Source organism: Streptomyces litchfieldiae, assembly GCF_031845365.1.
Taxonomy (GTDB): domain Bacteria; phylum Actinomycetota; class Actinomycetes; order Streptomycetales; family Streptomycetaceae; genus Streptomyces; species Streptomyces litchfieldiae.
In genome coordinates this window covers 275,787-288,245 of the sequence record NZ_JAVREL010000009.1, presented here as the reverse complement: position 1 = coordinate 288,245, position 12,459 = coordinate 275,787, and the positions used below count along the sequence as shown (strand labels likewise).

The following is a 12,459-nucleotide window of genomic DNA, read 5'->3' as shown; positions in this document are numbered from 1 at the left end:
CGGGCGTGCCTTCCCGACCCGCGTTCGCATCGCGGGCCTACTCGGTGACTTGACGATCACTCACTCGGGAAGGTACGCCCTTCGCACGCTCCCCGCGGAGCCGATCCACAAGTCATGAGCATTGCTCGTGCGGGGCCGGCATCGGTGTCGGACTCGGTCACCACGCGGACTCGGCGTGGAACGCGGATACTCGGTCCAACGTGGTCCATCCACTGCGGCCTGGGCGAGACTACTGGCAGCCCGTCGCCGTGTATCGCACTGTCTGCCGTTGCCACTGGCCCTCCAGGGGGACGAACCATCCGGTTCGCCCGGCCCACCAGCCAGTCGGCGAGATCTTCCCAGGAAGCCTACCGGTCGCCCTTCACGCAGCAAGACCATCGCGATGTGGCACCGCTAACCGTCGCGTCGACGATGTGCACCTCGTCCATGGAGGCCGCGGACTAGCGTCCGTCGGCGACGGTGCTGCCGGGATGCGAGCGAACGGGCAGGTCAACGCTGGTCTCGCGTGAGCGTGGCGTGAGCGTGGCGTGAGCGGACGCCCTTGGATGAACCTGTCTGAGGCTCGCTGGGCTGGATGAACCGAAACTGCCTGCGGGGCTCGCCGGTGGCTGTGTATGCTGGCCAGGCCGCGTTTGCCCTGGCAGACGCGCCGAAGCCGCGTTAGCTCAGTCGGCCAGAGCGGCGCACTCGCGCTGCGCCGGGCGCCGTTTCCCGTGGTGGTCATAGCCGCCGCCGCGACCACGGCGCTGCTGCGGCTGTGCGGAGTGCCGTAGACGCACGGTGAGTTGGCCCGCGGCGTCCGCTCCCGGCCGACACTGGGCAACATGCACAGAAAACCGGCCGCTCGGCTCGGCAATATGAGCAGTAATGCCAGTTTGAAGTGGCTCGCTTGCGCAGGGTCTGCCGTGTCGAGTGTTCTGGTTGTCCAGCAATCGCACCCGCGCGGACGCGAGGAGGACCATCGTGAGCACCGAAGCGACCCTCACCAGCCAGGAGCGGCTGGCCGACCTCGACCTCGATCAACTGCGCCAGCTCGTCGGTCTGGTGGAGTACGACCCCGCGGGCGACCCTTTCCCCGTCGCCGGCTGGGACGCCGTCGTGTGGTCCGTGGGCAACGCCACCCAGGCCGCCCTGTACTACCAGGTGGTCTTCGGCATGGAGCTGGTCGCCTACTCGGGCCCCGAGACGGGCAACCGCGACCACCACGCGTACGTCCTGCGCTCCGGCGCCGTCCGGTTCGTGCTCAAGGGCGGCACCGACCCGGCCGGCTCGCTGCTGGACCACCACCGCCGGCACGGCGACGGCATCATCGACATCGCCCTGGAGGTGCCCGACGTCGACCGCTGCGTCGCCCACGCCCGCGCGCGGGGCGCCACCGTGCTGGAGGAGCCGCACGACGTCGCCGACGAGCACGGCACCGTCCGCGTGGCGGCCATCGCCGCCTACGGCGACACCCGGCACAGCCTCGTCGACCGCTCCCGCTACCGGGGCCCGTACCTGCCCGGCTATGTCGCCCGCTCCTCCGGATACACCAAGCCGGCGGGCGAGCCCAGGCGGATCTTCCAGGCCCTCGACCACGTCGTGGGCAATGTCGAACTGGGCCGCATGGACGAGTGGGTGGGTTTCTACAACCGGGTCATGGGCTTCACCAATATGGCGGAATTCGTCGGCGAGGACATCGCCACCGAATACTCGGCCCTGATGAGCAAAGTGGTCGCCAGCGGCAACCACCGCGTCAAATTCCCTCTCAACGAGCCGGCCCCGGGCAAGAAGCGCTCACAGATCGACGAATTCCTCGACTTCTACCGCGGGCCCGGCGCCCAGCACCTGGCGCTGGCCACCAACGACATCCTCACCACCGTCGACGTGCTCCGGGCCAAGGGCGTCGAATTCCTCGACACCCCCGACTCCTACTACTCCGACCCCGAACTGCGCGCCCGCATCGGCGATGTCCGGGTCCCCGTCGAGGAGTTGCGCTCGCGCGGCATCCTCGTCGACCGCGACGAGGACGGCTACCTGCTGCAGATCTTCACCAAGCCGCTCGGCGACCGGCCCACCGTCTTCTTCGAGTTCATCGAGCGGCACGGCTCGCTCGGCTTCGGCAAGGGCAACTTCAAGGCGCTCTTCGAGGCGATCGAACGCGAGCAGGCCAAGCGCGGGAACTTCTGAGCCCACCCCGGTCCACGGGTCGCGCGGACCGGGCATCATCCCCGCATCCTGGTTCCCGACCGGAAGGCCCCCGATGACCACCGCCCGGACCGGCACGCCCTGGCTGGGCCTGGACCCCGCCCACCCCTTCGGCCTCCAGACCCTGCCCTACGGCAGCTTCACCACCCCCGATACCCCCCGGCCCCGGACCGGCGTCGCCATCGGCGACCACGTCCTGGACCTGACCGGGGCCACCGCGGCGCTGCTGCCCGAGCACGCCGCCCTGTTCACCGCCGGCACGCTCGACGCGCTGCTCGCCGCCGGCCCCGCCACCTGGGACCGGGTGCGCGCCGCGATCACCGACTGGTTCCTCGACGAACGGCACCGCGCGGACATCGAACCACTGCTCGTGCCCGCCGACACGGCCACCACGCGGCTGCCGTTCACCGTCGCCGACTACACGGACTTCTACGCCAGCGAGCACCACGCGGCCAACCTCGGCCGGATGTTCCGTCCGGACGGCCCCGCCCTCACCCCCAACTGGAAACATCTGCCCATCGGTTACCACGGCAGGGCCGGCACAGTAGTCGTCTCCGGCACCTCCGTCGTCCGCCCCAGCGGCCAGCGCCGCACCCCGGACGGCGAGATCGTCTTCGGCCCCGCCACCCGGCTGGACATCGAGGCCGAGCTGGGCTTCGTCGTCGGCACCCCCTCGGCACTGGGCCGGCCCGTGCCGCTGGCCGACGCCGGCCGGCACCTCTTCGGCGTCTGCCTCCTCAACGACTGGTCCGCCCGCGACATCCAGGCCTGGGAGTACGTGCCGCTCGGCCCGTTCCTCGGCAAGTCGTTCGCCACCTCCGTCTCGCCGTGGATCGTGCCGCTCGCCGCGCTCGCGCACGCCCGCGTCGCGCCCCCGCCGCGCTCCCCGCGCCCGCTGCCCTATCTGGACGACACCGGCACCGAGCCGTGGGGCTTCGCCATCGACCTGGAGATCACGCTCAACGGCCACCGCCTCTCCCGCCCCCCGTTCGCCGCCATGTACTGGACCGCCGCCCAGCAACTGGCCCATCTCACGGTCAACGGCGCCTCGTTGCGCACCGGGGACCTGATCGCCTCCGGCACGGTCAGCGGCCCCGAGCGCGCCACCGGCGGCTCGCTCATCGAGCTGGCCGACAACGGGAACCGCCCGCTCACCCTGCCCGACGGCACCACCCGGGTGTTCCTGGAGGACGGCGACGAGGTCGTCATCACCGGCTCCGCGCCCGGCCCCGACGGCACCCGGGTCGGGCTCGGCGAGGTCCGGGGGCGGATCCTGCCCGCCGGGTGACCCGTTCCGGCCCTCTTCCCGGTCCACCGGGCGGCGGTTACGCTCCCCGACCGGGAGCGCTCCCTCAAGGTGGGAGACTGCATTGGGACTTCGGGACATGGTGAGCCGCGCACGGCGGGCCGCCGCCCTGGTACTGGCCGCCGGACTGCTGACCGGCGTGAGCGGTCCGGCGGGCGCTGTGGAGGGTGCCCCGTCGCCGCGCGTTGACACCCCGTACGCCAGCGCGCGCGTCTATGTGAACCCCGAGTGGTCGGCGCGCGCCGCGGCCGAGCCGGGCGGCGCGGCGGTCGCCGGGGAGCCGACCGCCGTATGGCTGGACCGGATCGCGAAGATCGAGGGACAGAACGGCGCGATGGGCCTGCGCGACCATCTGGACGAGGCGCTCGCCCAGGGCGCCGACGTGGTGCAGCTCGTGCTCAACGACCTGCCCGGCCGGGCCTGCGACCGGGACGACCCGGACAACGAGCTGCTGCCGTACGAACTGCCGCGCTACCGGGCCGAGTTCATCGACCCGATCGCCGGCATCCTGGCCGACCCGGCGTACGCCGGCCTCGGCCAGCGGCCCACCGCCGCGCCGGAGCCCGGCATCGACGCCTACGTCTGGGCCAAGCCGCCGGGCGAGTCGGACGGCAGCGACATCCCCCTCCCCATGGAGGGCGCGACGTTCGACCGGATGTGCGACCCCACCTATGAGGGCTGGGTCCACAACGACTACAACCCCACCGGCGCGCTGGCGTTCGCCCCGCTCAACCGCGAGTGGTTCCCCGCCCACTTCCGCGAACTGCTCCGCAACGCCTGGCCCCCGCTGCCCGCCCCGGGCACGTAACGGCCGTCGCCCGGCGCCGCCCCGGAACTGCTCCGGCGCGGCGCCGGGCCCCCCTAGGCTGGTGCGATGACGACCATCGGACAGATTTCGCTGGGCGTGCGCGACGACCGGCGGGCCGGGGAGTTCTGGCGGCGGGCACTGGGATATGTGCGGCGGCCCCCGCGGTACGAGGGCGACGAGTGGATCGTCCTGGAGCCGCCACCCGGAGGCCGTGGCAGCGCGCTGGCCATGGATGTGAGCGAGAGCCCGGCCGAGGAGTTCCCCCGGATCCACCTCGATCTCGACGCGGGCGAGCGCGACCTCGACGAGGAGGTCGACCGCCTGGTCGCGCTGGGCGCCCGGCACGTGGACTGGCCGTACTACCCGGAGGAGCCGGAGCCCGGCGCGCTCCCGTACGTCGTGCTGGCCGACACCGAGGGGAATCGCTTCTGCGTGGCGGGCCGGCGCCGGGCGAAGTGAGCCGCCGCGCCCCCGAAAGGGGTAAGTTGCGGCAGCAGGGGACGTCGGACCGCGGTCGTCCGTTGCCGGTATGGGCGGACGGCCCGGTGGCCGTCGCCGCCCCGGAGCGGGTCCGGGCCGGTCGGCGGCGGGCCGCGCCCCGGTACCTGCTGTGTGGCTGGGATTGGATGTGTGTGATGGTTACGGGAAAGGTCGTGCGGTTCGACGAGCTCAAGGGCTACGGGTTCGTCGCCCCCGACACCGGCGGCGAGGACGTGTTCATCCACGTCAACGACCTGGAGTTCGACAAGCGCCTGCTGGGACCGGGGATGCTGGTCTCGTTCGACGTGGAGGAGGGGGACCGCGGGCTGAAGGCCAGCCGGGTGCGCCTCCAGGAGGGGGTCGAGCGGCCGTTCTCCGCGTCCGGCCGCGCGTCGGGCGTCTCGCCGGGTGAGGAGCTCTGCGACGTCCTGTCGGCGAAGGAGTTCATCGAGGAGATCACGGAGGTGCTGCTGCACGCCGCGCCGACCGCCACCTCGGAGCAAATCCTCCAGATCCGCCAGCGGTTGGTCCAGGTCGCGCACTCCCACGGCTGGGTCGATTCCTGACGGCCGGGCCCGCGTCCCTCCCGCTCCCCGATGCCGGTTCCGGCGGCGGGGACGGGGGGCGTTAGGTTTGACCACCATGGAACATCGTCACCTTGGCCGCAGCGGTCTCCTCATCAGCGAGATCGCCTACGGCAACTGGCTCACCCACGGATCCCAGGTGGAGGAGGACGCCGCCGTCGCGTGCGTGCGCGCGGCCCTGGACGCCGGGATCACCACCTTCGACACCGCGGACGTCTACGCCGAGACCCGCGCCGAGTCCGTGCTCGGCCGGGCGCTGAAGGGCGAGCGCCGTGAGGGGCTGGAGATCTTCACCAAGGTCTACTGGCCCACCGGCCCGGGCCGGAACGACCGCGGTCTGTCGCGCAAGCACATCATGGAGTCCATCGACAACTCCCTGCGCAGGCTGCAGACGGACTATGTCGACCTCTACCAGGCGCACCGGTTCGACCGGTTCACGCCGCTGGAGGAGACCATGGAGGCGTTCGCCGACGTGGTCCACTCCGGCAAGGCCCACTACATCGGCGTCTCCGAGTGGACCGCCGACCAGATCCGCCGCGCCCACGCGCTGGCCCGCGAGCTGCGGATTCCCCTGGTGTCCAACCAGCCGCAGTACTCGATGCTGTGGCGGATCATCGAGGCGGACATCGTCCCGGCTTCGGAGGAGCTGGGGCTGGGCCAGATCGTCTGGTCGCCGATCGCGCAGGGCGTGCTGACCGGCAAGTACCTGCCGGGCGAGCAGCCGCCCGCGGGCTCGCGCGCCACGGACGAGAAGGGCGGCGCGAACATGATCAGCCGCTTCATGCGCGACGAGGTGCTGGAGGCCGTGCAGCGGCTGCGGCCGCTGGCCGACGAGGCCGGGCTGAGCCTGGCCCAGCTCGCGGTCGCCTGGGTCCTCCAGAACCGGAACGTGTCGGCCGCGATCATCGGCGCCTCGCGCCCGGAGCAGGTCGCCGAGAACGCCAAGGCGGCGGGCGTCACGCTGGACGCCGGGCTGCTGGAGCGGATCGACGAGATCATCGCGCCCGTCGCGGTCACCGACCCGCTGCTGCCGTACCAGAACACGCCGGCGCGGCGGCCGTAGCCCGGCCGGGGCGGCGGAGGTCTCTTCCGCCGCCCCGGGGCCCGGCGCGTGATGGGGGCCACGCGCGATGACGCGCGTAGCGGGGCCTGATGGCAGGTACATATCACTCGAACGGCCGCTCGTATCGGGGCCGTTCGGCGAATGCCCCAGGATCCGCACCGAGAGGCCCCCCACATGAAACGGACCCTGCTGACCGGCGCCCTGACGGCCGCGCTGATCGCGCCGCTGTCGCTCGCCGCCACGGCCGAACCCGCCGTCGCCGCCGACGACGCCTACTACGCGGACGCGCTCGGCCTGACCGGCGAGCCGCTGCGGGACGCCCTGCACGACATCATCAGCACGGGCACCACCACCCTCACCTACTCCCAGGTCTGGGACGCGCTGAAGAACACCGACCAGGACCCCGCCAACGTCGCCAACGTCCGCCTCTTCTACACCGGCCAGTCCCGCGACGCCGACCTCAACGGCGGAGACGTCGGCGACTGGAACCGGGAGCACGTCTGGGCCCAGTCGCACGGCGACTTCGGCACCTCCCCGGGCCCGGGCACGGACATCCACCATCTGCGGCCCACGGATGTGCGGGTGAACAGCACCCGCGGCAACAAGGACTTCGACGACGGCGGCTCCCCGGTCTCCATCGCCCCGGGCAACTACACGGACGCCGACTCCTGGGAGCCCCGCGACCAGGACAAGGGCGATGTCGCCCGGATGCTCTTCTACATGGCGGTGCGCTACGAGGGCGGCGACGGATTCGCCGACCTGGAGGTCAACGACGCGGTGAACAACGGCGGTTCCCCCTATATGGGCCGGCTCTCCACGCTGCTGGAGTGGCACGCCGAGGACCCGCCGGACGCGTTCGAGGAGCGCCGCAACGAGCTGATATACGACACGTACCAGCACAACCGGAACCCGTTCATCGACCACCCCGAATGGGCCGACGCCATCTGGGGCTGACCCACGGCGGGCCCGCCCGCCGTGGGTGCCTTTCCCCGCCTCGTCGAAACGGCCCGAGGCGGGGAAAGGCATCGCTCAGGCCACCGAGCCGACGTCGTAGAGCGTGATCCCGTCGATCGTGGTGGCGGGGAAGTTCGCCGTGACCCAGTCGGTGATCCGCGCCGCCTCGGAGTCCTCGTCGCCGCCGGGGCCCAGGCCCATGGGGGAGTCGGTGCCGATGAAGTAGTGGACGCGTCCGCTGTCCACCAGGCGCCGGAACTCCTCCAGCGTCGGCGACGGGTCGCTGCCGTTGAAGCCGCCGATGGGCATCACCGGTTCCCCGGTGGCGAGTTGGTAGCCGGAGGCGCCCTGCGAGCCGACCACGGCCGCCACCCAGGTGTAGTCGTCGCTGTCCCTCTCCAGCGCGGCGGTCAGCTCCGCGCTGGGCTTGCTGCTGTTCAGCAGGCCGCCCGCGCCGTTCTCGCCGGGTGCCCCCGGGCCGAGCACCTGGAGGCCCGGCTCCCCGCGTTCCCCCTGGCCCGGGCCCCCGGGCGCCCCCCGCCCGCCCGGGGCCCCGGGCCCGTATCCCAGGTGCAGCGGTCCCGCGCCGCCGCCGGGGCCGAAGCCGGTGGCCGGTCCCGCCAGCGGAATCGAGCCCTCGGCGGCGGAGGCGGCGGTCTCCAGCGCGAAGGCCGCCGGTCCGGCCAGCGCCGTGACCAGCGCCGCGCCGCCGACCACCACCGCCACCCGCGGCCCCGGCCGCCGGGTCCCCGCCCGCCGCGGCCGGACCGGCACCAGCAGTCCGAGCGCCGCCACGCAGCCCGCGGCCAGCACCACGTACCGCAGCCACGGGTGCCAGTCCTCCGCGCGCCCCAGCAGGACGTAGGACCACCAGGCCGTGAGCGCCGTGGCCGCCGCCAGGGTCACCGCCGCCAGCGGGCGCCGCCGGCGCCGCCACAGCACCGTCGCGCCCATCCCGACCACCGCGGCGATCCCCGGGGCCAGGGCCACCGTGTAGTACTCGTGGAAGATGCCCCGCATATGGCTGAACACCAGCCAGTGCGTGAGCAGCCACGTCCCCCACAGCAGGAACGCGGCCCGCGTGGCGCTGGTGCGCGGCCGGCGGCGGCTGAACCACAGGCCCGCCGCGAGCAGGATCAGCGAGGCGGGCAGCAGCCAGGCGATGTGCCCGCCCAGCCCCGCGGAGAACAGGCGGCCGATGCCGGTCTCGCCCCAGCCGCTCTGCGTGACCTCGCCGTTCGGCCCCATGATCACCATGCCACCGACGCTGCCCTCCTCCTCCCCGTTCAGCCGGCCCAGGCCGTTGTAGCCGAAGGTCAGCTCCAGAATGCTGTTCTCCTGTGAACCCCCGATGTACGGACGGGAGTTCTCCGGCCACAGCTCCACCAGCGCGACCCACCACCCCCCGGAGACCACCAGGGCCAGCCCGCCGAGCAGCAGTTGCCCGATTCGCCGGTACAACCCGGTCGGCGCACACACGAGATACACCAGCGCCAGCGCGGGCAGCACCAGGAACGCCTGGAGCATCTTGGTCAGGAAGCCGAACCCGACGCAGGAGCCCGCCAGCACCAGCCACCCGGTCCGCCCGTCGGCCACGGCCCGCAGTACCGCGTACGCCGCGACGGTCATCAGCAGCACCAGCAGGGCGTCGGGGTTGTTGTAACGGAACATGAGCGCCGAGGCGGGCGTGAGCGCGAACACGGCGGCGGCGACGAGCCCGGCGGCCGGGCCGAACCGCGGCCGCACGGCGGCGTACAGCACCGCCGCGGTGGCCACGCCCATCAGCGCCTGCGGAACGAGCAGGCTCCAGGAGCCGAGCCCGAAGATCCGGGCGGACAGCGCCATCACCCACAGCGAGGCGGGCGTCTTGTCGACCGTGATGGAGTTCCCCGCGTCGGAGGAGCCGAACAGGAACGCCTTCCAGCTCTCGGTCCCGGCCTGCACGGCCGCCGAGTAGTAGGCGTTGGCCCAGCCGGAGGCGCTGAGATTCCACACGTACAGCGCTCCGGTGAGCGCCAGCACGGCGAGCAGGGCCGGCCGGGCCCAGCGCGGGTCGCCGGGCTGGCCGCGCCAGAGCCGGCTCGGCCACGCGGTGCCGAGGCGCGCGGCGGCTGCCGGGGCATGGGCGGATGCGGTGGTCATCGGAGGGTGGTCCTCGGTTCGGTGGTGGGGGCGACGGGTGTCGCGCGGGAGGCCCGGGCGAACACCCAGGCCCGGAAGAGCAGGAAACGGGCCAGGGTGGAGGCGAGGTTGGCCGCGACGAGCACGGTCAGCTCCACCGGCCGGGAGGGCAACGGGTCCAGCGCGTGCAGCACCGCCAGCGAGCCGCTGGTCAGCGCGAGCCCGAACAGGAACACCACCAGGCCCCGCGCCTGGTGGTGCGCGGCGCGTGCCCGGCCCCGCACGCCGAAGGTGAGACGGCGGTTGGCGGCCGTGTTGCCGACGGCGGTGAGCAGCAGCGCTAGCGCGTTCGCCGCCTGCGCGCCCACGGGCTCGCGCAGGCCGGTGAACAGCAGCAGATAGGCGAGGGTGCTCACGGCGCCGACCGCGCAGAACCGGAGCAGTTGGCCGCCTAGGGGCTGTCGTTTGGATCTTCGTGGATCAGGTCGCGTCGTATGGCGCCCGTCTGGCAAGGCGCCGGATCGCAGCTCGTACTTGGCCGTACTCGCGCGATTCGGTAACGCAGCCAGGCGGGATGCCAGGCGGCGTGACCCCGCGAAGATCCAAACGACAGGCCCTGGTCCCGGGGGCACGCCGCCCGCCGCGGCCGGGTCGTCGGCGCGGTGCAGGGTGGCCAGCGAGAGGCGTCCGCGCGCCAGCGCCCTGCCCAGCCGCGCGATGCCGCGCAGATCGGCGAGGGCCGTGGCGAGGATGTCCACCCGGCTGTCGGGGTCGTCCACCCAGTCGACCGGCACCTCGTGGATGCGCAGCCCGGCGCGTTCGGCGACGACCAGCATCTCCGTGTCGAAGAACCACCCGGTGTCCGCCACCATCGGCAGCAGCCGCTCCGCGACGTCCTTGCGGATCGCCTTGAACCCGCACTGCGCGTCGGAGAAACGGGTCGCCAGGGTGCCGCGCAGGATCAGGTTGTACGCGCGGGAGATCACCTCGCGCTTGGGGCCGCGCACCACCCGGGAACCGGGCGAGAGGCGCGAGCCGATCGCCAGGTCCGAGTGGCCGGAGATCAGCGGGGCGACCAGCGGCAGCAGCGCCGCGAGATCGGTCGACAGGTCCACGTCCATATAGGCCAGCACCGGCGCGTCCGACTCCGACCACACCCGGCGCAGCGCCCGGCCGCGCCCCTTCTCCGGCAGCCGCACCGCGGTGACCTCGGGCAGGTCCCGCTGGAGCGCGGCGGCGATCTCGGCCGTGCCGTCGCGGCTGGCGTTGTCCGCGATCGTCACCCGGAACGGGTAGGGGAACGTGCCGCGCAGGTGCGCCAGGAGCCGCCGCACGCACGGCTCCAGATCGCGCTCCTCGTTGTGGACCGGTATCACGACGTCCAGCACGGGTCTGCCGCGGGCGGCGGCGACGGGGCCGCGGGCGGGCAGCGCGCCCGGCGTGGGGATCAGCGTCTCCATGTCCCCGACCCTCGCGACGCCGCCTGTCAGGCCGGTGTGGAACCGCTGTGCCCCGCCTGTGAGTTCACCGCCGGCAGCCGCACGGTGAACGACGTCCGGCCCGGCGCGCTGGCCACCCCGACCGTGCCCGCGTGCGCCGCGACCACCGCCGCCACGATGGCCAGCCCGAGCCCGGTGCTGCCCGCCGACCGGGACCGGGAGGTGTCCCCGCGGACGAACCGCTCGAAGACGTTCGGCAGCACCTCCGGCGCGATCCCCGGCCCGTTGTCCGTCACACGCAGCTCCACGGCGTCGCCGTCGAGGCGGGCGAGCGACGTGGTCACCACGGTGCCCGGCGGCGTGTGGGTGCGCGCGTTGGCCAGGAGGTTGACCAGCACCTGCTGCAAACGCGCGGGGTCGGCCGACACGTGCAGCGGCTCGTCCGGCACCGTCAGCCGCCAGTGGTGACCGGGACCGGCGGCGCGGGCGTCGCTCACCGCGTCGATGACCAGCGGGGAGAGATCCACCCGGGTCCGCTCCAGCGGCCGGCCCGCGTCCAGCCGCGCCAGCAGCAGCAGGTCCTCCACCAGCGACGTCATCCGCGTCGCCTCCGCCTCCACCCGCCGCATCGCGTGCGCGGCGTCGGGCGGCAGCTCCGCACGCCCGCGCCGGGTCAGCTCGGCGTAGCCGCGGATGGACGCCAGCGGGGTGCGCAACTCGTGGCTGGCGTCCGCGACGAACTGGCGCACCCGCGTCTCGGTGGCGTGCCGGGCGGTCAGGGCGGCCGTGACATGGTCGAGCAGCCGGTTCAACGAGGCGCCGACCTGGCCTACTTCGGTGCGCGGGTCGGTGTCGGCCGCCGGGACCCGCTCCAGCCACTCGACCTCCCCCTCGTGCAGGTTCTGCCCGGAGACGCGGATGGCCGTGCCCGCGACGCGGCGCAGCGGGCGCAGGGCCAGCTTGACCACCACGACCAGCGCCAGCCCCGCGGCCACCAGTCCCGCGGCGGACACCACGACCTCCACGGTGAGCACCTGCTGGATCGCCTCCTGCACCGACGCCATCGGCACGCCCGTGACTACCAGCTCGCCGCTGTCGGGGTGGCCCACCGTGATCAGCCGGTAGTCGCCGAGCCCCGGCACGGAAAGGGTGTGCGGCTCCGCGTCGGCCGGGATGCCGAGCACCGCCTCGGTCTGCTCGCGCGTCAGCTCCCGCAGCCGCGGCGGGGTGCCGCCGTCCAGCACCGCGCCCGACACGGTCCCGTCGGGGAACCGGCGCACGCCCACCGCGTCCGGTTCGACCCCCGGGCCGCGGAGGAAGTCCAGCCCCGGCGGCTCGCCGGGCGGCGCCCCCAGATGGACGACCACGCCGGGCCCGGCCCGCGCGCCCGCGTCGATCACCCGCTGATCCAACTGCGACATGAGGAAGGCACGGATGGTCAGCGTGCTCACCACCGCGATCACCGTGAGCACGACCGCGAGCAGCATGATCGCGGAGGCGACCAGCCGGGCGCGCAG

General features: G+C 73.0%; 10 protein-coding genes. 7 read left to right on the top strand and 3 right to left on the bottom strand.

Going from position 1 to position 12,459, the window contains the following annotated elements; genetic code table 11:
• The first annotated feature begins 1,023 nt into the window (after positions 1-1,023).
• The 7 genes from hppD to RM590_RS17735 all read left to right on the top strand — a co-directional run bounded on the left by hppD (position 1,024) and on the right by RM590_RS17735 (position 7,382).
• Positions 1,024-2,169, top strand: a complete 1,146-nt coding sequence (gene hppD, locus RM590_RS17765) for a 4-hydroxyphenylpyruvate dioxygenase (protein WP_311705585.1) — start codon at positions 1,024-1,026, stop codon at positions 2,167-2,169.
• 73 nt (positions 2,170-2,242) lie between these two features.
• Positions 2,243-3,475 carry a fumarylacetoacetase gene (gene fahA / locus RM590_RS17760; RefSeq protein ID WP_311705567.1) on the top strand — a complete coding sequence of 411 codons (1,233 nt, stop codon included), beginning with the start codon at positions 2,243-2,245 and terminating at the stop codon, positions 3,473-3,475.
• A gap of 97 nt (positions 3,476-3,572) precedes the next feature.
• A complete protein-coding gene (locus tag RM590_RS17755) occupies positions 3,573-4,301 on the top strand; it encodes a glycoside hydrolase family 6 protein (protein WP_394813890.1) in 729 nt (242 codons plus the stop codon).
• A 66-nt stretch (positions 4,302-4,367) separates the two neighbouring features.
• The gene (locus RM590_RS17750) at positions 4,368-4,760 is read left to right on the top strand and encodes a VOC family protein (protein WP_311705566.1); all 393 of its coding nucleotides are present in this window, start codon (positions 4,368-4,370) and stop codon (positions 4,758-4,760) included.
• Positions 4,761-4,936: 176 nt separating this feature from the next.
• A complete protein-coding gene (locus RM590_RS17745; RefSeq protein ID WP_311705565.1) occupies positions 4,937-5,347 on the top strand; it encodes a cold-shock protein in 411 nt (136 codons plus the stop codon).
• A gap of 76 nt (positions 5,348-5,423) precedes the next feature.
• Positions 5,424-6,428 (top strand): aldo/keto reductase family protein, encoded by a 1,005-nt coding sequence (locus tag RM590_RS17740; RefSeq protein ID WP_311705564.1) that lies wholly within the window; start codon positions 5,424-5,426, stop codon positions 6,426-6,428.
• 174 nt (positions 6,429-6,602) lie between these two features.
• Positions 6,603-7,382 (top strand): endonuclease I family protein, encoded by a 780-nt coding sequence (locus RM590_RS17735; protein WP_311705563.1) that lies wholly within the window; start codon positions 6,603-6,605, stop codon positions 7,380-7,382.
• Between the two features lie 75 nt (positions 7,383-7,457).
• Here RM590_RS17735 and RM590_RS17730 read toward each other — a convergent pair whose 3' ends face one another.
• From RM590_RS17730 to RM590_RS17720, 3 genes are read right to left on the bottom strand one after another with little or no spacing between them, the layout of a single operon-like run.
• Positions 7,458-9,524: an ArnT family glycosyltransferase gene (locus tag RM590_RS17730; protein WP_311705562.1), complete on the bottom strand. Its 2,067-nt coding sequence runs from the start codon at positions 9,522-9,524 to the stop codon at positions 7,458-7,460.
• A complete protein-coding gene (locus tag RM590_RS17725) occupies positions 9,521-10,963 on the bottom strand; it encodes a bifunctional glycosyltransferase family 2/GtrA family protein (RefSeq protein WP_311705561.1) in 1,443 nt (480 codons plus the stop codon). The genes RM590_RS17730 and RM590_RS17725 overlap by 4 nt, the downstream gene beginning before the upstream one ends.
• Before the next feature lie 26 nt (positions 10,964-10,989).
• The gene (locus tag RM590_RS17720; protein WP_311705584.1) at positions 10,990-12,429 is read right to left on the bottom strand and encodes an ATP-binding protein; all 1,440 of its coding nucleotides are present in this window, start codon (positions 12,427-12,429) and stop codon (positions 10,990-10,992) included.
• Between the last annotated feature and the right edge of the window lie 30 nt (positions 12,430-12,459).